This window comes from Shewanella sp. BJSY2023SW005, assembly GCF_047314585.1.
Lineage (GTDB): Bacteria > Pseudomonadota > Gammaproteobacteria > Enterobacterales > Shewanellaceae > Shewanella > Shewanella algae.
Window position 1 is genome coordinate 21,089 of sequence record NZ_JBKORJ010000029.1, and the last position, 21,910, is coordinate 42,998.

The following is a 21,910-nucleotide window of genomic DNA, read 5'->3' on the forward strand; positions in this document are numbered from 1 at the left end:
TTAGGCAGACATAATACTGATAATGGTACTGTCGGTCGACACCATTCCATCACAGATCATCTGCCCCAGATTCTTGATTGTTTGTTCGACATCGGCAGCGACTATGCCCTGAGTCGATACGGCATGCTGATTGAGTGCCATCAAAAACGCCCTGACAGCCGTGCTTGATGAGGTACTGACCTTCATGGCGCAGGAGGCTTTGGCGCCGTCACAAACCATGCCGGCACTGTCACTGATAACGTTCTGAATGGCGTAGCAACCTTGCTCAAAACTGCCTCCGGCGAGATAAACCATGGCCATGGCAGCGGCGGCACTGGTTACTGTATTGCCGCAAAAGGCTGACAGTGGCGGATAGTGGGACTTGATATAAATCGCGCCCAAGTGGCTCATGATGAGTGCCCGGGCCAGCTGCTCTTCACTGCAGTTGAACTTCTTGGCCGTTACAACCACAGGCACAGTGGCGGCTATCCCCTGGTTGCCACTGCCAAAATTGCTCATGGCCGGCAGGGTGGCGCCACCCATGCGGGCATCAGAAGCCGCGGCCGTATACATGACTATGGAGTTGAGCAGGTCATCACTCAGCAAGCCGGTATCTATGTTTTTCTTCAGCGTTCTGCCCACCTCCAGGCCATAGGCCGAATTCATGCCTTCGTCGGACAAACGGGAATTCAGATCCGATGCCGCCAGAATAAATCTGATCCGGTTAACATCTATCCCGGTGGCAAACTCATATATTGAGGCGATGCTGATATCGACCCCGTCGCATACCGAAGCGGTACTGCCCTTGGCAGAGGCTTCTGCCCGATACAATAGTTGGCCGTCGAGCCATTTCTCGGCAATTCGGGTATGGCTGCCACTGATAACGATTTTGGCCTGGTGCTTGTCGTTGGCAGCTGTCACAGCGCAGTAAATAAACTCGTCGGCCTGAATGCGGCATACCTTGACCTTACCTGCGTCAATAAGCGCCTGGGCCTTGGCCACTTGTGCCGGGTTGATATTCGCCAGCACTTCAAGGCCTGCATCGGCATCGCCCCCAAGGGCTCCTGCCGCTGCGGCAATGGCCAGGCCTATCTTGCCTGTGCCGGGAACAAATACTCCCATGGAGTTTTTGTAGAGGTTGTCCGAAACCTGAACTTCCAGGCTCAAAGGCTTGGCGCCCAAGGTTTCGGCTGCAACGGCCGCGGCATAAGCCGCCGCGATAGGCTCGGTGCAGCCCAGCGCGGGACGCACAACTTGATTAAGGATATCTATATATTGTTGCCACTGTGGTTTCATCACTAGGTTCCACCGAGTCTGGTTTAAGGATTGATATGGGCAATGGCTTCGACTTCCACCAAGGCGCCCATGGGCAGATCTTTCACCGCAAAACAGCTGCGGGCAGGGCAGTCTTGCTTGAAGAAGGTCTTGTAGACTTCGTTGAAGGCGGCAAAGTCATTGATGTCGGATAGATAACAGGTGGTTTTGAGCACGTTTTGCAGGCCACTGTTGGCGGCTTCAAGCACATATTGCAGATTCAAAAGCGATTGGCGGGACTGTTCACTGATCCCACCTTCGACCAAAGCACCTTGTTCACGGCAGACTGGCAGCTGGCCTGAGGTGAAAAGCAGCTCACCATAAGCGGCTGCATGAGAATAGGGGCCTATGGCTGCGGGGGCTTTGTCTGCATTGATAGTCTTTTTCATGATATTCCTTGCAAATATATTTGAGTAACAAGCGATTTTGTCTGCACAATTATTTGCAAATAGGCTTCTTCTTGCAAATTTATTTTATAAAAAGGTGGGCTGTAATTGCTTTTAGTGTGACGGTGATCTTATAAGTTGGCGGTTTTGTGGTTAAATTCTCGGCATCAGCAAAAGTTGCAAAAATCTGGTTGCTGCTGTCAGTTGGTTCAAATATATTTGCAAAAAATAACATGTTGGGTATCCAACAATAACTAAGGTTGTTATATGAAAACTGACACTTTGACATCAGAGTGGGGCGCAACAATTACTCGGGAAGACACGCAGGCCTGGAAGGAAGCGACCCGATTCGACAGTACTGACTGGGGCTGGATCATCATGTCCATCGGCATGGCCATAGGCGCGGGCATAGTATTTTTGCCTGTGCAGGTGGGGTTAATGGGATTATGGGTGTTTCTTTTGTCTGCCGTGGTGGGTTATCCGGCCATGTACATGTTTCAGAAGTTGTTTATCAATACCCTGGCCGAGTCCCGCGAATGTCAGGATTATCCCAGTGTGATCAGTGGCTATCTGGGGAAAAACTGGGGCATATTTCTCGGCGCACTCTACTTTGTCATGTTGGTCATCTGGGTGTTTGTCTACTCGACGGCGATCACCAATGACAGTGCCTCTTTCCTGCAAAGCTTTGGAGCCACCAAGAGCCTGCTGTCGGAAAACCCCTTCTATGGTCTGGGGCTTATTTGTCTTCTGGTCGCATTGGCCTCCCGCGGCGAAAACCTGTTATTTAAAATTTCTACCCTTATGGTGCTCACCAAGTTGGGTGTGGTGGCGCTGCTCGGCTTAATGATGGTCGACAAGTGGGATATCAATAATGTCGGTGCAGTGCCCACTACGACTCATTGGATCCGTGATGCCGTGGTGATGCTGCCCTTTACCTTGACTTCCATTCTGTTTATCCAGAGTCTAAGCCCCATGGTGATCTCTTATCGTTCGCGGGAGAAGTCGATTGAAGTGGCGCGCTTCAAGGCGATGCGAGCCATGAATATTGCCTTTGGTGTGCTGTTTGTTACCGTGTTCTTCTACGCCGTTTCTTTCACTCTGGCGATGGGCCATGAGCAAGCTGTGAGGGCCGAGCAGGAAAATATCTCTGCCTTGGCCATGGTGGCTCAAGGTATGCCTGGCCAGACGCTGAAACTCCTGAGCCTGACGCTGAACATCTTTGCCGTGATGACGGCTTACTTCGGGGTGTATCTGGGTTTTCGGGAGGCGTGCCAGGGGATCACCATGAACCTACTGCAGCGGGTTATGCCCAAGGAGAAGATCAACGCCAAGCTGGTGGGGTACGGCATTATGGTATTCACCATACTGCTGTCCTGGGGCGCGATTGTGCTGAATGCCCCTGTGCTGAGTTTCACCTCCATCTGCAGCCCGGTATTCGGTTTGGTGGGTTGTCTGATTCCGGCCTATTTGGTTTACCGGGTACCTTCGCTGCACAAATACAAGGGCGTTGGCCTGTATGTGATTATCGCCACTGGTATCTTGCTGTGTATCTCGCCCTTCCTGGCATTCAGTTGATAGATGCAATTGGCTTTAAGAACGCAGTCTTAAAATCAATCTTAAAGAGCCCCGCAAATGCGGGGCTTTTTAAGCTTCAGGCGGCAGACTCAGGCTTGGTCCTGCTGCTGCAAAAACTCATGAAACTCCTCTTCATAGAGACGGAACAGCACCAAGGTAACGGCAAAGATGATCGGGCCGTAAATCAAGCCGATGAGACCAAATAGCTGCAAGCCACCCAGCAAAGAGAAGAAAATTAACAGGGTGCTCATTCCGGCAGATCCCTGCATCAGAATCGGCCTCAGGAAGTTGTCAATGGAGCCAACCACCAATATGCCCCAGGCGCAAAGGAACAGCCCCCAGCCCCAGTCTCCGGTCAATGCCAGATAGAGCGCCGCCGGCACCCAGATAAGTGCGGTACCCACCACAGGAATAAAAGAGGCGAATGCCATCATGGAGCCGAGGAACAATCCCGGCAGGCCGACTATGGCCATGGCAATACCACCGGCAAAACCCTGTGCCAAGGCGGTCAGGAATGAGCCGAGTACCGCCGACTTGGCGACTTTTTCCACCTCATCGAGAATTTTGTCTTCCTGGCTGCGGGACAGGGGGATAACGTGTCTGAGACTGGCAATAATCTGTTCGTTGTCCCTGAGGAAGAAAAACAGTACGAACAGCATCAGGGAGAAATTGACAAAGAAACCTGTGATGTTGCCGAGCAATGCCGTGCTCAAACCAACCAGACGGGTGCTGAGCTCCGTAAGCGCTGCGGTGGCTTTTTGCAATATCTCCTGCGGCTCTATGCTGTCAAACGGCAGCCATTTATTGGCCAGCGCCAGTGCTGACTGTACCCAAGGATGTTCCAGCAGCTCCTTGGCACCACCATGGGTCAGCCATTGATAGGCATGGGTGGCAGAGCTGACGCCCTGTTCAATCACGGAAATCAGCATGAATAGCAAGGGGATCAAGATGATTACTGTCAGCAAGATGCAGGAAAGCAATGCACTCAGGTTGGGATGTTTGGGGAGTTTCGCCTCTATGCGCTTGTGCACAGGCAAAAACAGCAAGGAGACGATAAATCCCAGCAGTATTGCCCCCAGATAGGGAGCGACCAATAGATAACAGGCGTAGGCAGCAATGGCCAACGCGGCGAGGATCAACCAATGGCGGGGTTCAACCCGAAAACGTACGGACACGGGAATTCCTTTTAATCAAGAGTGTGTTGAATTTGCCATCTGCAGGGAAGGGCATGGTTTATAGACTCATCGGTCTGTTGCCAAGGACTCCGGCTTTTAAGCCAAGCATATCCGGGACTTGCTTGTACCTTCCCCTGCCTGTCCGGGCGACCCAGACTCGGTTATAGCGGAAGTTATTAAACCACGGAGCGACGGGGCAAGAGAAGCACAGCTTGGTTGATAAGGGGGATTGGCGCTGGTTTTGTGTGCTATGCGTTACCGACGGAGCCTTAGGGGGCGGATACTGGGGAAAAATGCTTGTTAAACTTAGGTTTTTAGTCGCATTGCCGCATAACTGGCGGAATAGACTTTTAGAACCGTTTTTTATTGGCTAACTCATTGAAATTAGGAAACGAGCGTTTATCCCGTTAGCAATAAACCTATAGCAGATATGAGCAGATGTAAGGCTATGTTTAGAGCATAAGCCGCTGTTAACTGGTATGCAGACTGAGAAAATAAATTAACCATGAATCTACTTTTTGTATGCAGTGAGAATCGCTTGCGAAGCCCTACCGGAGAAGAGGTTTTCTCGGCATTTGAGGGGATTTACGCGATTGGAGCCGGTACAAAGGAAGGTGTGAATAAGTCCTCGCGGCACTCTGGCTTACACAGCAATTGGCGTTCAAGGCATCTGACTGAAGGCATGCCGGGGCCTGTCGAAGTCGGATAACGCAGAGAGCCGGTTGCTGTGAAAGCCCCGAAGGGCGTGGCTTACAGACCTGCCTGCTGTGTTGTGCTTCTTACAAAGGACTAGGGCCATTTGCTGCGAACCACGCCTTGCATCCAGGCCCGTAAGCCGACGCAGAGCACGCATGGGACTTGTTCGCACCTTCCCTAATGCCGAAACTGTAGTAAGTGGCGATCTTATTCAATGGGCTGACTTTATCTTTGTCATGGAAAAGTCTCACAAGATTAAGGTCGCAAAGAAGTTTAAGGAGCTTCTGAAAGGCAAGAAGCTTGTGTGTCTGGATATTCCTGACAATTACCAGCGGATGGATCCCGCTCTTGTGACCTTACTTAGAAATAAGGTTGCCCAGCATGTTCGATTATATTAGAAAATAATAAAAATCATGGGCTTGCTATGTTAAGGCCTTAAATCCCGGAGAAGATTGCAATCTGACATAGCTTCAGTTTACCGAATTCATTATGCCCTGACTTGAAATAAACAAGATATTGACCAGCATCACGCATACTTGTGTCTATGTAAAAAGGGCTCCTTTCGCGGAGCCCTTGGTTTATCAGCGATTAACTGCGATTAAGTGCGACTAAAAGTGAGGCGTTGGCCCAGGGTATTGTCGATAAAGCGACTGCCGTCAAACAGTTGGTTACCATTGACCCAGGTACCACTGATAGAGGCGGCAAACTTGTGGCCGGTAAAGGGCGACCAACCGCAGTGATAACGGGTGTTTTCCAGCGTGGCCTCGAAGGGCTTGTTGAGATCCACCAGTACCAGATCCGCCAGATAACCTTCGCGCAGATAGCCCCTGTCTTTGAGTTCAAAGCGCTCGGCCACCGCATGGCTGGTCTTTTGGACGATTTTTTCCAAACTGAAGTGCCCCTTGGCATGCAGATCCAGCAGGCCGAGCAGTGCATGTTGCACCAGCGGCAAACCGGACGGCGCCTTGAAATAGCTGTCGGCTTGCTTCTCTTCCCAGGTGTGCGGCGCGTGATCTGTGGCGATAATGTCAATGATGTCGCGATTGACGGCATCTATCAGTGCCTGTTGATCGGCAAGGGTCTTGATGGCCGGGTTACACTTTATCTGGCTGCCGAGGCGGGCGTAGTCACTGTCGTTGAACGAAAGATGGTGTACACAGACTTCGGCGGTAATGTTGGCACCCTTGAGTTGTGCCAGTTGCTTGGCCGGCTCAAACAGATAGAGCTCGTCGGCGGTGGTTAAATGCAGTACATGCAGGCGTGCCTTGTGACGGATGGCCAGTTCGGTCGCCAGTTGAGATGACTTGAGGCAGGCTTCACGGGAGCGGATTTCGCCGTGCAGCTCCATAGGTATGGCATCGCCGTATTTTTCACGCATGGCGGCTTCATTGGCGGCTATGGTGGGGCTGTCTTCACAGTGAGTGGCAATGACCACAGGAGAGTTGGCGAAGATGCCGTCCAGAGTAGCACTGTTATCCACCAACATATTGCCGGTAGAGGCGCCCATAAAGATTTTTACACCACAGGCCTGGTTGGGATCGAGACGTTTAATCTCTTCCAGGTTATCGTTGGTGGCGCCGAGATAGAAAGCAAAGTTGGCCAATGAACTTTGAGACGCGCGGGTATACTTGTCTTCCAGCGCCTGCAGATTGGTGGTTTGCGGGTTTACATTGGGCATTTCCATAAAGCTTGTGATACCCCCGGCCACGGCGGCGCGGGATTCACTGGCGATGGTGCCCTTATTGGGGAAACCCGGCTCGCGGAAATGCACCTGATCGTCGATCATCCCCGGCAGCAGGTGTTTACCCTGAGCATCTATGACCTGAGCCCCTGCCGGAGCCGTGATCTGGGAGGCAATCTGGCTGATGCGGCCGTTGTCGATCAGCAGATCCTGAGTACGGATTGTTCCTTCATTAACCAATTGGGCGTTGCAGATGAGGGTTTTCATAGGATACCTGATTAGCGTTATTAATATTGGCAGTGACTTGCGTATAATACCGGAAACTCAAGCAAAAAGCTGTGGAGCTTTTGGACAAGATCACAGACTTTTTGCGAAAGATACGTCAAGTGCCGATACCCTGGCCGGTATCGGTTCAATCGGTGCCAATATCGGCCGGCCGATAACACATGGGTGGACTGTTTATCTGCCTGGGAGCGAGAATGCAATTATTTGTCAAAGATTTAACTGTGGTTGATTTTTCTTACCTGTGCCCGTTTCGCGGCATGGTAGGCGAAAGTTGGATAGTCGATGTGCTGCTCGACGGTGGCCTGGATGAGCAAAACATGTTGCTCGACTTTTCCAAGGTCAAGCGCACCATCAAGCAAACCATAGATGAGGTGGCCGATCACCGTTTATTGGTGCCCACCGCCTGTAGCCAGGTACGCTGGCAACAGCAGGGCGACAAGGTGTGGATGGACTTCCATAGTCTGCGCGGCAGCATTCACCTGGCTTGCCCGGCGCAGGCTTTCGCCCTTATCCCCAGCGAGATTATCGATTTTGACAGCGTTAACCAGTTTTTGCACAAGGCGTTGACAGATGCCTTGCCGGACAATGTTAAGGGTATCAGCCTGACACTTCGCAACGAGGTGCTGGAAACGCCCTATTACCATTACAGTCACGGCTTGCGTAAGCACGACGGTAACTGCCAGCGTATCGCTCACGGTCACCGCAGTCCTGTCAATGTGTTTGCCGATGGTATCGCCGCGCCCAAATGGGATGAATACTGGGCCAAACGTTGGAAAGATATCTACCTTGGCAGTGAAGAAGATGTGGTTGGTGTCAGCGAGCTTGAGCTGTCACCCCAAACCAAGATAGATGACAAGAGCCATATTGGCTTCAGATACCAGGCGCCGCAGGGGTATTTCCAGTTGGCGATGCCAAGAGACTGCTGTGATTTGATCCCCCATGACACCACGGTCGAACTGCTGGCTCATTTTATGGCCGACAGCATGGCGGGCTTTGAGCCGGGCAAACATTTTAAAGTGGTCGCCTTCGAGGGCATAGGCAAGGGCGCCATCGCATCGGCGCAGCATCAGGGCGACTGATAGATACTGCCTGGCCTGAGCCGGACCAAGAATAAAGCCAACCTAAAAGCAATCTAAAGGCATCCACAAATAGACCGCACCTTGGGGTCTATGGGGCGTAAAGATAAAGAGGAGCAAGAGTGAAGTTCAATAACAGCAAGATGCCAATCCCATCTTTTAAGGCGCTGCCACTGATGCTGCTGGGCACTTTGGTTGTGAGTCCTATGCTGCAGGCCGAATCCAAGTCAGAGCCCCAGCCTAACATCAAACCCGAGTCATCACGGGTGCAGTTTCAGGGCAAGTTTGAGCAGGGGGCCCTGATCAGAGCCAGAACAGAGCCGGGTACTGAGGTACAGCTCAATGGCGAGAGCATCACCTTGACGCCGGATGGCCGGTTTGCCTTTGGTTTTGAGCGTGAGGCCGCGCTCGAGCAGACGCTGACACTCAGTTACCCGGATGGCAGTAGTGAGAGCCGTAACCTCAAACTCGACAAGCGGGATTATCGTATTCAGTATGTTGAGGGGATCAGCAAGAAAATCATGAAGCCGGATCCCAAGGCCCTGGAGCGCGCCGCCAAGGACAGCGCCCAGGTCAAGACGGCCCGCAGTCATTTCAGTACCCGGCAGGCGTTTGCCGACGATTTTATCTGGCCGCTGACCGGGCGAATTTCAGGGGTTTATGGCAGCCAAAGGGTCTACAACGGTAAGCCCGGCACACCGCATTATGGTGTGGATGTTGCTGCAAAAACCGGCACTGTGGTGGTGGCGCCGGCCGATGGCGTTATCAGCCTGTCGGTACCGGACATGTTCTATTCCGGCGGCACCATGATTATCGATCACGGCTATGGCGTCAGCTCCAGCTTTTTGCATTTAAGCAAGCTCTATGTCAAAGAGGGTGATGAGGTGAAACAGGGACAGGCGGTGGCCGAAGTGGGGGCGACCGGACGAGCCACAGGGCCACATCTGGATTGGCGGGTCAACTGGTATCAGATGCGTCTGGATCCTACCACTTTAGTGCCGCCAATGAGTCAGGTATTGCAGCAAGCCAAGAGTGACGCGAAAAAGTAGCGCTTTACTTTGACTGACTCATTGGACTGACTCACACTCGATGTCATACGCCGCCGGACTTAACCCCTAGCGGCGTTGTTTTTTTCTTTGTCAGCCACAGGCTTAGAAGGGGTTGGCTATACTCATTCTATGAATATAGCCGGAAGAATAAGTGACTGATTTGAGACGTTGGGGGCGCGACGAATGGCTGCTGCTTTTGCTCGGAGGTTTGGTCTGTTATCTCAGCGGCCGACTGGGCATGGCCACTCTGGTATTGCAGCCGAGCAATATAACCCTTCTATGGTTACCTTCGGGGATAGGGCTTATTCTGTGCTTGCGTTTTGGTGCCGTCGCCATAGTCCCTTTGTTTCTCGCCTCCTTTCTGGCCAATCTTCCCGGGCTCAATAACGGTCATCTGAGCCAAACCTTGCTGCACACCTGGGTCTCCGCCGCAATTGATGCCCTGATGCCACTTTTGGCCGCCAGAATGCTGCGTTGGGCCCTGCCCATGGGGTTGCAAAGAGCCAGGGAGTTACTGGGTTTTGGGATCTACGCTTGCGTTATTCCTGTGGCGTTGTCCAGTATCCTGCTGGCGGCAAATCTTGTTTGGGGCGGTTATATCGACAAGAGTTACTGGCCAACTATGGCGGTGATGCTGTTTTTGGCTGACGCCCTGGGGATAGTCTTGGTTTATCAGGTGTATCTGGGGTGGTCTGAGCGGTTTTTTATCAGCCAACGGCAAATCCGGGCATCTTTGTTGTCGATCCTGGCTTTAGTACTCATTTTCACTCTGGCATTTGGCAATCAACCCTGGGTCTTGTATCTGCTGTTGCCTGTGTTGGTGATGCAGGCATTTGAGGGCAGTTTCCTGCTGACTTGCAGCCTCAGCAGTAGTGCCTTCATTGTCGTTATCTGTGGCAGCGCCAAGGGGCTGGGGCCCTTCGATGCCGGATTGTATTCGGCAGAAACGGCGGAACTGGCCGCGTTTTGTTTTGCCAATGCGCTGGTCTTACTGGGGATTGCCCTGCAAAATCGCCAGTTGCGCCTATCCGAGCAGCACAGGGAAGCCTGGCAACAGGTGGCCTTTCGCGATCCGCTGACAGGGTTACTCAATCGCCGTGGATTCGAGCCGTAATTGGAGCTGGTGGATAAGCAGGCCAGGCTCAATCGTGAAGACTACAGCCTGGCGCTTTTGGATCTGGATCATTTCAAGTTAATCAACGACAGCTTTGGTCATGCCACCGGCGACAAAGTATTGAAGCAACTGGCCGGCTTGATGCAGGCCCAGTGTCGCCAATCGGATGCCATTGCCAGAATTGGTGGTGAGGAGTTTGCTATCTTGCTGCCAAACTGCGCGCCGGCTCAGGCTGTTCATCTGATGGAGCGGCTGCGGGCCAGAGTGGCCGATGAAGATTTCCATGATGAGAGCGGCCAACCTATCCGCCTCAGTATCAGCGTCGGCCTGGTGTCCGGCCCCGCTGGTTGCCGCTCGGGTAAAGATCTGCAGGATAAAGCCGATCATTTTCTTTATGTTGCCAAGGCCGAAGGGCGCAACCGGGTCGTTCAAGGGTAAAGCGGCATCAGAGCCGCTTACTGCTCACTGGCGATGATGGCCTGAATGCTGTGAGGGTGCACCTTGACGCAGACACCGCCGGCCTTGAACGCCAACGTCGGGTTGGCCAGGCGTTCGGCTTCGCCTTTGGGGCTGCTGGCCTTGAGTTTAATATCCGTGTCGCCATCGAGTGTGGCTTGGGTCCGGGGGCAAAGAGTACGCAGTTGCTCAGCCAGTTCATCGCAGCTTTGGGCGCCACCAGGCAAAACCAGCTCTAGATGTTCCCATCCCTCTTCGGGATAGTGTTTATCGCCGGGGAAGGGCAGCTCGACACAGGGAATTTGCCATTGACCCAGTTGCAGTGGCTGTTGCAGCCGTATGATCAGGATAGGGCGGCCGTTGATGATATTTTCCGAGATAATTTCACCACATTGGGCAAACTCGGCCTTGAGCTTTTCTGCCGCGGCAACAGAGTTGACCCGCAGCGCGGCGTGATCGCACTCGCCTAAACGCTCGAGTCCCAGGCGCTCAATCAGGGGCATGATTTTGTCGGCAAAGGCTTGCCAGTCTGCCAACAACTGCGACAGAGATTGAAGGTTTTGCATATCTGATTCCTGTTTCAGGGCCAAATTTCTATTGGCGTGCCCGGCTCAATCAACTGCCAGAGTTCATCCATCTCTTTATTGGTGAGGGCGATACAGCCGTTGGTCCAGTTAAACTGCTGCGCCTCTTCCGGAGTTAACCCAGAGCGGGGATTTTGGCCGTGGATCATGATTTGGCCGCCTGGGCTGACCCCAAGCGCCTTGGCTCTGAGTCTGTCTTCGTCATTGGGGTAGGAGATGTGAATCGCGCGGTAAAAGGCGCTGTTGGCCTTTTTGTAGTCCAGCAGATAGCGGCCCTCTGGGGTACGTTGATCGCCTTCCTGATATTTGTGGCCCTTGGGCATATCCCCCATGGCGATGCGATATTCCTTGATGACCTTACCGGCCTTAATCAGGCTCAGACGTGAATCTGACTTGTTGACCAGCACCAAATCCACCTGTGCCGAGGCAAAGGGGCTGTACAACTGGGCAAACGCCAGCAGAAATATTGCATAAACTATATGACGAAACGATGGGCCCATGACCACTTGGCTCTGATTATGGTTATTTTGACGGGATAATAACTGAAAAAGGGGGCCCTCTTGAAGCCCTTGAACAAGATTGTTGCCGAGAGTCGCGGAGCGTCAGCCAGAGAATATTTGGCACTCACGCCAATGCATGGCAGACTTACGCCCCTGCCTTTTAGGCGCGGCGCCACGAACTCGAATGCGTGAGACTCGAAAGGGTAAAGATTGAGGTGCCGTTTGGTTGGAAAGTAAGGAAAGCTTAGCGCATGAATCAACATAAGATGACAGATACGCCGCCGGAGCCGGAACTCAAGCGTAAGCTCAGGATCATCATCTTTGGTACAGAAACGCCCGCCGGCCGCTGGTTTGATATCAGCTTGATCATCTGCATTATTCTCAGTGTTGCCTTGGTTTTTCTCGATACAGTGGCCGATATCCATGCCCGTTTCGGACATATCATCCTGGCACTGGAATGGGCCTTTACCTTGGTGTTCACTCTGGAATATCTGCTGCGGCTCTATTGTTCCAGCAATCGCTTGAGTTATGCCCGCAGTTTTTACGGCGTAGTGGATCTGCTCAGTATCCTGCCCAGTTATCTGGCGCTGTTCTTCCCCGGGGCCAATTTTACCCTGGTGATCCGTATTCTGAGGTTGTTCAGAATTTTTCGGGTACTCAAGCTGCTCAGATACTTGAGTGAAGGGAACCTCCTGCTCAAGGCGATGCTGCAGTCGAGTCGCAAGGTGTTTATCTTCTTTTTCTCTGTGAGTCTTATCATTATGGTGCTCAGCGCCATCATGTATGTGGTCGAAGGCCCGGACAACGGCTTCAGCTCGATCCCCAAGTCTGTCTATTGGACCATAGTGACCATTACCACAGTAGGGTACGGTGATATCACTCCCAAGACAGAACTCGGCCAGGCCATAGCGGCGTTTACCATGCTCTTGGGTTATTCGATAATCGCCATTCCCACGGGGATCCTCACCGCTGAAATCTCCCAGGAGATGGGCCGTAGCCGCGATCTGCGCCGCTGCGCCAACTGCTTGAAAACCGGGCATGATCACCATGCTCTCTACTGTAACCGTTGTGGCAGTGAACTGGAGCCACCTCCGGAAGAAAACAAGGACTAGGGTGTCAAACAACCAATCATCTGCTAAGGCAGTCACTCAAACAGCCACTCAAGCCGTCACTCAGGCTAAGTTTGTTGAAGGCAATATACTGCGCCACATTTTGGTGATGAGCTCTACTGCGGCCGTTGGGATCTCGGCACTGTTTGTGGTGGATCTGCTGGATATTTTCTTCCTCAGCATGCTGGGAGAGCTGGAATTGGCGGCGGCCGTGGGCTATGCCGGTACTATCTCTTTCTTTACCACTTCCATAGGTATCGGCCTGTCGATTGCGCTGGGGGCACTGGTGTCCCGCGCCGTAGGTGCCAGAGACACAGAAGGGGCCAAGCGCTTGCTGCTGAATGCCGCCATGGTAACTCTGCTGGTATCCAGTCTGATGGCGATAGTGGTGACGGCTCTGATCCCTGAACTGCTGGCGCTGGTGGGTGCCAGGGGACATACCGCCGAGCTGGCCGCCGATTATCTGTATATTCTGGTGCCTTCCTTGCCGGTCATCTGTTTGGCGATGGCGCTTGGCAGCGCCCTGCGCGCCGTGGGTGATGCCCGGCTCTCCATGCTATCGACCCTGGCGGGCGGCGCGGTCAATGCAGTATTTGACCCCATTTTTATTTTCCTGTTTGCCATGGGCATAGAAGGCGCGGCTACCGCCTCGGTATTGGCGCGCCTCAGTGTGCTGCTGATCGCGGCCAGAGGTGTGTTTATCAAACACGGCCTTTGGAGCCGTTTCGAACTAGCGAGCTTTCGCGGCGATCTGCGCGCTATTTTTGCCATCGCAGGGCCAGCCATGCTGACTAATGTGGCCACCCCCATAGGCAATGCGGTAGTGACCCGGGCGATTGCCGACTTTGGTGACAGCTTCGTTGCCGGCTGGGCCGTCGTTGGGCGTTTGACCCCTGTGGCCTTTGGAATGATCTTTGCGCTTTCCGGCGCCATAGGGCCCATCATAGGGCAGAATTATGGCGCCAGGGCCTATGACAGGCTCAGCGAATGCCTGACAAGGGCGCTGCAATTCTGTATCGCCTATGTGCTTGGGATGTCATTGTTGCTGTGGCTGCTGCGCGAACCTTTGGTATTGGCATTCGACATGCGCGGGGATTCTGCCGAGCTGGTACGTTTCTTCTGTCAGTATATGGCGCTGTTTTTCCTGTTCAACGGCGCGCTGTTTGTAGCCAACGCCTCATTCAACAATCTGGGTAAAGCCAAGTATTCAACCGCCTTCAATGTGGGCAAGGCCACTATCGGGACGCTGCCATTTGTTTATCTGGGAGCCGAGCTAGGTGGGGTATATGGGGTCTTGATTGGTCAGGCACTGGGTTCAGTGCTCTTTGGTGTATTGGCGGTGATCACCGCCTATCGCTTGGTAGCCAGAGTGGCCGCCAATGGCCGCCAGCAAGGTCTTGAGGCCGACAGGCTTGATGAGGAGGAACTCTCCATGGCCTCCAGCAGTCCATTGTCGTCTTCCTGTACCCAGATGGGGCAGATGACTGAAGAACTGGAGCCGATAGCCAGTGCCCAGGCTACCTCGCCCCAGCGGGAGAGGCCTTAATGGCGGGAACTGCTCAGGTACTACTAAGGGGCGAACAAGTCTTATCTGTGGTCGGCGTCGACTTACAGGCCTGGGTGCAAGGTGTGGTTCGTAGTGATTGGCCCAAGCCCTTTGCAAGAAGTATTTCCTGAGGAGGGACTTGGCTACGCTTTATTGGGCGTCAGATTGGCAAGTCGCGGCAGTAGCGTTTTCAGCTGCGCCGTTACCTGGCTGCTCAACTGTATTGTTTTCTGCCTGCTCGGCGGCAGCGATTTTGGCGCGCTCAGCCTTGGATATGTAACCCTGTTTGGCGGGACCTGAATTGGGGATCTCTTTCTTGTTTTCCCGGGCTTTGGCACGCTTGGCCAGTTTTTTGGTCAGTTTTTGTCGCTTATTCATGCAAAATTTCCTGGTACTTCCCACTTGGGATGGGCAAAGGGCTGGCATTTTAGCCTGCCCGCGGCCGGGCAACAAGCTCAACCTGCTTCGTCGCAGGTTTTGATACTGTGGCGAAAGGGATTTTCTTAGAGGAACAGGGTCATAAAGACACCGATATAGCTCATGGAAACCGCGACTCCTATACTGAGTAGCGCCATATCCAACATCAGTGGCCTATCCGGCGTTTTGGCGGCCTTGATAAGCTCTATCACACTAGTGGGGATTACTATTAACCCCGAGACTATCAATAATAAAAAACCAGGGCGAAACAGACTGAGTTGCAGTGCACTTTGATCCTGCCAAAGGTGAGCATATTGATCGCCAAACAGCAATAACGCCATAGCAACCAGTGCCGATAGGCTGGTGGCCAACAACAACTGACGATTTACCCTGCTGCGGCTAATCGGCTCTTCTATCTCCTGAATAATTCCTGTGGGTTCCATCTCAAATACACCTAAAGCAGTAAACTGCGGCAAAACTAGCAAATTTGAGGCTTATTTTCAAAAAAATTACTTGTTGCCGAAGCGACTCCTGTCCATCTCACTGGCGCCATCCCGACATTCACCGCGGATCTCCCCTCTGTCGGATTGCAGCAGACGACTGAGTTCATAAAAACCTTCACGGCAATATTGATTCATTTTGAGGGTGTTATCGAGCCCAAGCTGCAGTTGCTGTTCAAATACGGCTTGCCTGGCTTCTCTAATGGCCAGTTGTTGGCGCATCTCCTTTGCCGTACGTGGTGCCTGGACACTTATCCTGTAACTGCCGCCAGAATCGGGCGTTATCAGCCGCGCCGTATAGGTAAAGAGCTTCAAGCCATCGGCCTTGATATGCGTCTGGAAATTGTCTTTGATGGCACCGGCAAAATCGGCCGGATCTATGCTGGGTTTTGAGCTGCAACTACAAAGCAGCAGTGGCAGTAATAACAGAAAAAGCGCACGCATAAGCTGGGGTGATTATCCTTATTATTTTTTTGGAGATACAAATTATCGTTAACTTACTGCAGAATAAGCACAATTGCATTAACGGCGTGATAAGTCAGCGCAGCATCGACCTCTACCGCCTTTGTTTGATAACCGGATGGTAGGTTATGTTTGAGTATCTTCAACATCTTTTCGATAAGGTGCAATGGCAACCTGGGCTGACGGATATCCTCTATTTGGTTCTGCTCGTTGGCTGGTTTGCCTGGATCTGGCCCAAACGGGACTGGCAACAACTGCTGGCGGACAAGAGCTTGCAGTGGCGGGCGCTGCTCAGTACCTTGGCCATAAATGGCCTTTGGCTGCTCAATGCCAGTGTTACCGAGGGGATCCATGCGCATTTTCTGGCCTTGGTAACCCTGATGCTGATGTTCGGCTGGCGCTTGGCGTCCGTGTTGATGCTGCTACCTGTCAGCTTCTTTTGCCTGTTTGTCTATCACCAGCCCTGGATGTTGGGCCCCATGATGTTGTTTGCTGTCTGCCTGCCGCTTTTATTGGCATTGACAGTACACAGCTTGAGTTATCATAAATTACCCAAACATTTGTTTGTGTTCATTTTTGTGGCAGGTTTTCTCAATGCCGGGCTATCTGTCGTCAGCCATATTCTCGCTTGGTCAACTTATCTCTGGGCCAGCACGGATTACAGTGCCACTTACCTGGTGGATAACTATCTGCTGCTTATTCCGCTGCTTGGGTTCCCGGAGGCCTTACTCAACGGCATGGCAGTGACTCTATTGGTAGTTTACCGGCCCGAGTGGCTCTACGATTACTCGGACCGGGTCTATCTCTGGCGCCACTGACAGGTGTGACTTTATTCTTTGGGGGCGCGGATCACCAGGGTGCCGGCGAGTTTGTCATGCCAGCTTTGCTTCCGGGGATCGAAGGCCACCCAGAGATAGCCAAGGCCGAGTACCAGAGTAGAGGGGATATAGCCTAAATAGCGCACTATCAGGCTGGCGGTTGATGGCTTTTGCAAAGTGTCGGCATCAACAATGACGGCTCTTAGCACCATCTTGCCCGGAGTCGCCGACTTATAACGCCAGAACAAGATGATCAAGATGAAAGGCAACAGGTAGTTGATCACAACATCGAGCGGGCCCAAGATTAAGGCATCATTCTCCAATATGGCATCAATGCCAAAGACTAGCAGAGTCAGTGGCACTGTGATGCACATCAACATGAGTGAGTCCAGCAGGGTTGCCGCCAGTCGCTCCCAAAAACCGACATAGATGGGATAGCTGGATTCATTGCTTGCTGCTTCTGCAACGGATGGTGGAGGCGTCATTCCTGAGGCCAGTTCCGTAGGGATTGTCTGTTCTTGATGAGCCAAGACTGACTCTATGTTGCGTGGGTTTTGCTCTGCTGCCATTTACTCTGTCCCTGATTAATAATTACTGTTGGGACGATACACAGGAATAAAGCTTGGAACAATCTGTGCCTGCCGTATTGGCACGGCAGGCAAGGGATTGATCAACCGAAACGCTGATTGAGATAGCTGATGATGTCGTTGGATTCATACATCCAGGTCACTTCACCGGCTTGTTCTATTTTCAAACAGGGAACTTTCATGGTGCCGCCCCCGTTTTGCAGGGCACTCTTGTGTGGCTCCTGCTTGGCATCCAGGGTGGTGATATTCAGGCTCTGGCGTTTCATGGCTCGTCTTACCTTGACGCAGAAAGGGCAGGCCGGATACTGATACAGGCTGAGGCTACGACATTGTTCATCGATATCCGCCTGCTGCTCGGGTTGCCGCTTAAGGCCCTTGGGTGAAAAAACAAAGTTGAGCAGCAAAATAATCCGCCCCAGGATCCAACGAATAACAAACATAAGCATCCTCTATATAAGCTTGAAACGGCAGGCAGTTTAACTCAGTGGTGGTGAAACTCAAGCCCGGACTTGGAGTTCAAGGGTAGCGATGATTTCATCTTCATCCTCCGGATCCGGCCCTTGCTCAACAAAGCCGAAACCGGCGTAAAACGCTCTTGCTGTTTGGTTTTCATCTGCATAGCAGATATGCACCCGCTGCGCATTTTCCTGGGCGCGGATCTCCTCGAGTACCAGAGCCATCGCGCGGCTGCCTATGCCTTTTTGCTGATACCCTTCGGCTACCATGAAGCGGAATATGTTGTAATCGTTGGGTTTTCCTTCTTCAGCAAGCGATTCATACATCAAAAAGCCTACCGGAGTGTCGTTCAGGTAAATCGCCTTGGGCACATAGAAAGGAAAAAACTGGGCTTCGGCGATGGAAAGCATATTATCGGCCAGCAGCTCGCGTTGCTCCGGCTTGGGGGCCTACGATTTCAAAATTGTCTCGGGTTATCTGTTGCAGACTTATTGGCATTTGTGGTTATTGGTTTTGGCTGAATTGATTGCCGGCGATAATAACAGCCCTGCAACACTTTACCAGTTCAATAATCCGTCATGAATACGAAAAAGGCTCCCATAGGAGCCTTTCTTATGTGATTTCAATAGGTTTTAATCGGCATTCAGTGACAGAATCGCCTGAGATGCATCCTGTTTCATCTCTGTCTTGCTGTCGAGCAGGAAGACTCTTTCCGGGGCGACGGCTGCTCTGTCCACCAGGAAGGCCTTGATGGCCTGGGCCCTGGCCTGAGCCAGATTAGCCAGCTCGTTATTGCTGATCTCCTGAGCGCTGAGCAGTTGGTTGTAAAGGCCCATATGCCAGACGGTGAGCAGGGTATCTTCATCGACTTTTTCACCGTCGGCCTTTTCGGCAAGTTTTTGCTTCACTTTGTCTTTTTCCGCATCGGCATCCAGTTTGAGCTGTTGCTCGAACAATTCCACCAGGGCATCTGCCAGCTTACCCTGGGTAGGGAATCGACTGGCGCTCAGCTCGTCCGGCAGGGCTGTAAGCTTGCTGGCCTTGAGCAGTTGCAGCTGCAGTTTTTGCTCTGCCAGCGCCTCACTGTCTTCCCGCAGCGCCACGCTGCCTTCAATGCTCAATTGCAGCTTGGGCCTGTCATCCAGCGCCTTGGCCAGCTTGCTCAGCTTATCTTCGGCGTCAGCGTCCAGCGTGGCTATACCGGGTTGGAAAGCAACCAGGTTCAGCTCTTCATCACTGCCAACCAGACCGGCCAGCAAAGAGAAGGGGGCGGTGACCGCCTTGGTGATGACATTGGTGATGGCGGTCATCACTATGCTGCCGAAGCTGAAACTTGGGCTGTCGAGATCTCCTGAAACCTGTAAGCCAAGATCTATCACCCCATGTCTGTCCTGCAAAAGGGCGATAGCCAAGGTAATCGGCAAACTGGTGGCCAGATCGGAATCACTGGGTTTACCCAGCTTAAGCTGATCTATCACCAGATGATTGTCTCCCTTCAGCTGGTTGTCTTCCAGTTGATAGTTGAGCGCTAAAGACAGCTGGCCTTTGTCTATGTAGTAACCGGCATAGGTGCCCGAATAGGGATTCACCGAGGTCAACTCGACACTCTTGAATACCAAATCCAGATCCAGATAGGGTTTTTCCAGCAGCGGATTCACCTCTCCCCTTAGGGTGACTGGAGCATACTTGTCTATCTTGCCCTTGATATCGACACTGGCCTTGGTTCCCGGGGTAGAAGACAGGTGGCTTATCTTGCCTTCCAGCGCCTCGATACCTGAAGCAAAGTTAGGGGTGAGGGAGTTATCGGCAAAATAGGCCGAGCCGTTTTTGATGGCAATGCTGCCGATATCCAGTTTAAATGCCTTATCTGTCGAGGCCTTGGTGTTGATTTTTTCCTTGGCGGCCGTTTGCTGTGGCGCTTCGTTTTCCTGGCTTTGTTTTGTCTGCGACTGAGCCGCCGAGTTATCACCAGGTGGTTCGGCGCTGATCAGCTCGCCGATATTAGTGCGCTGATCTTCGGTGATCATTACTTTGGCGTATGGCTGTTCCAGCAATATATTGCTGATTTTCAGGCTGTTTGCTTCGGAATCAAAGCTCATCGCATCTATCGCCATATTCTGCCATTTCAGCAGAGGCTCAAATGCCAATCCATCCTTGATAAGCAGTTTGCCAATTCCGGCTTGTCCCTGAAAATGGGCCTTACCCTCGGCGTTGGCCGTGAACTTGCCCTGAGTGCTCAACTTGCCGCTTTCAAGCTGCATATTGAGATAGGGCGTCAGATAGGGCTGAAACTGCTGCAATTCCAGCTCAGTCAGCGTCAGCTCGCCATTGACAGTGAATGCCTTGGCATCTATCGCGCCGGTGGCGCTGAACTGGCCTTGGCTGGTTTCCGGCTGGGTTTGGGCATCAGAACTCAGTGCCAGCTGCAACTGGTAGTCTATGCTTCCTTCGAGATCGGAACGCACTGGACCTGTCGTGATATCCAATGGGTAGACACGCCAGTGGACACCATTGCTTTGCTGCTGCTCAAACAGGTTGAGATCGGCCTGTTTGAGACTGATTTTGCCAATAGTCAGCAGCCACTGTTTCTCTTGCTCCTGGGCTTTGTTTGGCTCTGCGGCTGTATGCGCTGTGGCTTTTTCTTGCGCTGTAGCCTTATCTTGCACTGTGGCTTTTTCATCTTGCGCTGTGGCTTTTTCTTTCGCTGTGGCCTTATTTAGCGCCTCGGTTTCATCTGCCGCCTCTGGTTGGGCTAGTGCTGGTTCCACTTGTGCCTTGGCCGCGGTGTCATCGGGCTTGGCATTTGTGGCGGGCATAAAGAGCTGCTGTAGATCCAGGCCTTGCTTATCCAGGCGGGCATCGGCCCACAGGCCTTGCAGCGCCAGTTCGTCGATATCAACACTCTGGTTGTCGCCGTCCACCCGAATGTTATCCAGTGCCAACAGCGGCAACTTGACTCTGGCTTGCTGTTGGTCGGAGAAGAGCAGATTTTCCAGAATAAACCGGCCCTTGTGGGTACTGTAATGCAGTTGATCTTGTTGTTGTTTCAACTGGTACTGGCTTTGGAAGCTGAGTTCTCCGTCACTGAGCTTAGCGGCAATAAACCCATCGGCAAACGGCCAGAAGGGTAGCAGGGAAACTTTGGCCAGTTGCAGTTCACCGGTGACTTCGAGAGGCTGCAGCTGAAACTGTCCCTGAGTCTGCAATTGTCCATTATCGCTGCCGGTCAACGACAGGGCATAGCGGTTGGCATCTTTCGCCAGTACCGGTTTGTTCTCGTCTTCCGGCAAGCTGAGGCTATAAGCCTTGGTATCCAAAGCTTGCAGGCTGAAATTAAGCTCGTCGTAACTGAGCTCTGTATTGGCGACCTTATCCATATAAGCGAACTTACCCTCTGTTACCCGGATATCCCGGGCAATGACTCTGGGCGGTTCAGAGGTGTCTTCTGTAGCCTCGGCTTGCGGTGTTTGATTGGCTTCAAGGTGGGCAAGCATATCGCTGAAGTTGAATTGAGCTTGGCCATTCTCTGACGCCAGCCTTTGCACATTCACTTGCGGATCAACGAGGTAGATATGATCTATGGCGATGGCCCCTTGGGTCAGCGAGCGCCAAAATGCCAGCTCCAACTCAAGCTGGCTGAAAGATGCAAAGACTTGCTGTGGGTCGCTCTCCTGCAGGGCGAAGTTATCCAGACGGACTCTGAGAAGGAAAGGATTGATGCTGATATCGTTCAGGCTCGCCTGACGGCCGAGCAGTTGTTGCAGTTGCTTTGGGGCTTGCGACTTTATCACCCAGGGGGCGAGCCCACCAAGCAACAGGGCGTAGAGGCCATACCCGATGAGCAGATAGATGCCTGTTTTGATGGCGAGCGGCACCCGGCGAAAGCGTGAAAAGAGCTGAGTCAGCACATTGGGCATAGCGGTGTGAGATCCCTTGAAGCAGGTTTGCGGCAAAAATTTGGCGTTATTCTAACGCGTATTCGGTATGCTTTGTAAGTCACTTCTGAACCTATGATTTTTGTTATCTTGCTCGATACCTGCATGATACAAAAAGAAAACTTAGCTAAGGAAGGTGTGAATAAGTCCTCGCGGCACTCTGGCTTACACGGCAATTGGCATTCAAGGCATCTGACTGAAGGCATGCCG

General features: G+C 52.5%; 22 protein-coding genes. 9 read left to right on the forward strand and 13 right to left on the reverse strand.

Features of this window, described 5'->3' with window-relative positions; genetic code table 11:
• Together ACMHXI_RS09075 and ACMHXI_RS09080 are read right to left on the reverse strand one after the other, a co-directional pair.
• On the reverse strand, positions 1-1,275 hold the full coding sequence (locus ACMHXI_RS09075; RefSeq protein ID WP_025011454.1) for a serine dehydratase subunit alpha family protein: 1,275 nt from the start codon (positions 1,273-1,275) through the stop codon (positions 1-3).
• Positions 1,276-1,298: 23 nt separating this feature from the next.
• The gene (locus ACMHXI_RS09080; protein ID WP_028781671.1) at positions 1,299-1,682 is read right to left on the reverse strand and encodes a RidA family protein; all 384 of its coding nucleotides are present in this window, start codon (positions 1,680-1,682) and stop codon (positions 1,299-1,301) included.
• Between the two features lie 264 nt (positions 1,683-1,946).
• Here ACMHXI_RS09080 and ACMHXI_RS09085 point away from each other — a divergent pair, with 264 nt between their 5' ends.
• Positions 1,947-3,254, forward strand: a complete 1,308-nt coding sequence (locus ACMHXI_RS09085) for an amino acid permease (RefSeq protein ID WP_025889728.1) — start codon at positions 1,947-1,949, stop codon at positions 3,252-3,254.
• An 89-nt stretch (positions 3,255-3,343) separates the two neighbouring features.
• Here ACMHXI_RS09085 and ACMHXI_RS09090 read toward each other — a convergent pair whose 3' ends face one another.
• Positions 3,344-4,429: an AI-2E family transporter gene (locus ACMHXI_RS09090; RefSeq protein ID WP_028781669.1), complete on the reverse strand. Its 1,086-nt coding sequence runs from the start codon at positions 4,427-4,429 to the stop codon at positions 3,344-3,346.
• An 851-nt stretch (positions 4,430-5,280) separates the two neighbouring features.
• Between ACMHXI_RS09090 and ACMHXI_RS09095 the strand changes: the two genes are divergently transcribed.
• Positions 5,281-5,523, forward strand: coding sequence for a hypothetical protein (locus tag ACMHXI_RS09095; protein ID WP_236574405.1), 243 nt, complete (start codon positions 5,281-5,283; stop codon positions 5,521-5,523).
• A gap of 200 nt (positions 5,524-5,723) precedes the next feature.
• Here ACMHXI_RS09095 and ACMHXI_RS09100 read toward each other — a convergent pair whose 3' ends face one another.
• A complete protein-coding gene (locus tag ACMHXI_RS09100; RefSeq protein WP_025889417.1) occupies positions 5,724-7,073 on the reverse strand; it encodes a dihydroorotase in 1,350 nt (449 codons plus the stop codon).
• A gap of 212 nt (positions 7,074-7,285) precedes the next feature.
• Here ACMHXI_RS09100 and ACMHXI_RS09105 point away from each other — a divergent pair, with 212 nt between their 5' ends.
• The 4 genes from ACMHXI_RS09105 (at position 7,286) to ACMHXI_RS09120 (ending at position 10,768) form a co-directional block, all read left to right on the forward strand.
• On the forward strand, positions 7,286-8,170 hold the full coding sequence (locus tag ACMHXI_RS09105; protein WP_109248636.1) for a 6-carboxytetrahydropterin synthase: 885 nt from the start codon (positions 7,286-7,288) through the stop codon (positions 8,168-8,170).
• 203 nt (positions 8,171-8,373) lie between these two features.
• Positions 8,374-9,216, forward strand: coding sequence for a M23 family metallopeptidase (locus ACMHXI_RS09110; protein ID WP_236574522.1), 843 nt, complete (start codon positions 8,374-8,376; stop codon positions 9,214-9,216).
• A 151-nt stretch (positions 9,217-9,367) separates the two neighbouring features.
• Positions 9,368-10,330 carry an MASE1 domain-containing protein gene (locus ACMHXI_RS09115; protein ID WP_117200786.1) on the forward strand — a complete coding sequence of 321 codons (963 nt, stop codon included), beginning with the start codon at positions 9,368-9,370 and terminating at the stop codon, positions 10,328-10,330.
• Between the two features lie 9 nt (positions 10,331-10,339).
• The gene (locus ACMHXI_RS09120) at positions 10,340-10,768 is read left to right on the forward strand and encodes a GGDEF domain-containing protein (RefSeq protein ID WP_159353085.1); all 429 of its coding nucleotides are present in this window, start codon (positions 10,340-10,342) and stop codon (positions 10,766-10,768) included.
• 17 nt (positions 10,769-10,785) lie between these two features.
• Here ACMHXI_RS09120 and ACMHXI_RS09125 read toward each other — a convergent pair whose 3' ends face one another.
• Both ACMHXI_RS09125 and ACMHXI_RS09130 read right to left on the reverse strand, forming a co-directional pair.
• Positions 10,786-11,352, reverse strand: coding sequence for a VOC family protein (locus ACMHXI_RS09125; RefSeq protein WP_054745732.1), 567 nt, complete (start codon positions 11,350-11,352; stop codon positions 10,786-10,788).
• Between the two features lie 14 nt (positions 11,353-11,366).
• A complete protein-coding gene (locus ACMHXI_RS09130) occupies positions 11,367-11,870 on the reverse strand; it encodes a L,D-transpeptidase family protein (protein WP_109248633.1) in 504 nt (167 codons plus the stop codon).
• Positions 11,871-12,121: 251 nt separating this feature from the next.
• Between ACMHXI_RS09130 and ACMHXI_RS09135 the strand changes: the two genes are divergently transcribed.
• Both ACMHXI_RS09135 and ACMHXI_RS09140 read left to right on the forward strand, forming a co-directional pair.
• The gene (locus tag ACMHXI_RS09135; RefSeq protein WP_025011446.1) at positions 12,122-12,982 is read left to right on the forward strand and encodes an ion transporter; all 861 of its coding nucleotides are present in this window, start codon (positions 12,122-12,124) and stop codon (positions 12,980-12,982) included.
• A gap of 106 nt (positions 12,983-13,088) precedes the next feature.
• A complete protein-coding gene (locus tag ACMHXI_RS09140; protein WP_226565088.1) occupies positions 13,089-14,525 on the forward strand; it encodes an MATE family efflux transporter in 1,437 nt (478 codons plus the stop codon).
• A 150-nt stretch (positions 14,526-14,675) separates the two neighbouring features.
• Here the strand turns inward: ACMHXI_RS09140 and ACMHXI_RS09145 are convergent, their stop codons facing one another.
• The 3 genes from ACMHXI_RS09145 to ACMHXI_RS09155 all read right to left on the reverse strand — a co-directional run bounded on the left by ACMHXI_RS09145 (position 14,676) and on the right by ACMHXI_RS09155 (position 15,886).
• The gene (locus ACMHXI_RS09145; RefSeq protein WP_101054512.1) at positions 14,676-14,903 is read right to left on the reverse strand and encodes a DUF2986 domain-containing protein; all 228 of its coding nucleotides are present in this window, start codon (positions 14,901-14,903) and stop codon (positions 14,676-14,678) included.
• A 125-nt stretch (positions 14,904-15,028) separates the two neighbouring features.
• Entirely contained in the window at positions 15,029-15,385 is a 357-nt protein-coding gene (locus tag ACMHXI_RS09150) for a hypothetical protein (protein ID WP_101054509.1), read from the reverse strand.
• A gap of 66 nt (positions 15,386-15,451) precedes the next feature.
• Positions 15,452-15,886, reverse strand: a complete 435-nt coding sequence (locus ACMHXI_RS09155; protein ID WP_109248631.1) for a hypothetical protein — start codon at positions 15,884-15,886, stop codon at positions 15,452-15,454.
• A gap of 146 nt (positions 15,887-16,032) precedes the next feature.
• On the opposite strand from ACMHXI_RS09155, the gene ACMHXI_RS09160 reads away from it, so the two are divergent.
• Entirely contained in the window at positions 16,033-16,722 is a 690-nt protein-coding gene (locus tag ACMHXI_RS09160) for an energy-coupling factor ABC transporter permease (RefSeq protein ID WP_107004949.1), read from the forward strand.
• A gap of 11 nt (positions 16,723-16,733) precedes the next feature.
• Here the strand turns inward: ACMHXI_RS09160 and ACMHXI_RS09165 are convergent, their stop codons facing one another.
• The 4 genes from ACMHXI_RS09165 to ACMHXI_RS09180 all read right to left on the reverse strand — a co-directional run bounded on the left by ACMHXI_RS09165 (position 16,734) and on the right by ACMHXI_RS09180 (position 21,682).
• The gene (locus ACMHXI_RS09165; protein WP_413734723.1) at positions 16,734-17,291 is read right to left on the reverse strand and encodes an RDD family protein; all 558 of its coding nucleotides are present in this window, start codon (positions 17,289-17,291) and stop codon (positions 16,734-16,736) included.
• 101 nt (positions 17,292-17,392) lie between these two features.
• Positions 17,393-17,749 carry a glutaredoxin family protein gene (locus ACMHXI_RS09170; RefSeq protein ID WP_025889405.1) on the reverse strand — a complete coding sequence of 119 codons (357 nt, stop codon included), beginning with the start codon at positions 17,747-17,749 and terminating at the stop codon, positions 17,393-17,395.
• A 57-nt stretch (positions 17,750-17,806) separates the two neighbouring features.
• On the reverse strand, positions 17,807-18,175 hold the full coding sequence (locus tag ACMHXI_RS09175; protein WP_117200785.1) for a GNAT family N-acetyltransferase: 369 nt from the start codon (positions 18,173-18,175) through the stop codon (positions 17,807-17,809).
• 222 nt (positions 18,176-18,397) lie between these two features.
• On the reverse strand, positions 18,398-21,682 hold the full coding sequence (locus ACMHXI_RS09180; RefSeq protein ID WP_413734726.1) for a DUF748 domain-containing protein: 3,285 nt from the start codon (positions 21,680-21,682) through the stop codon (positions 18,398-18,400).
• Between the last annotated feature and the right edge of the window lie 228 nt (positions 21,683-21,910).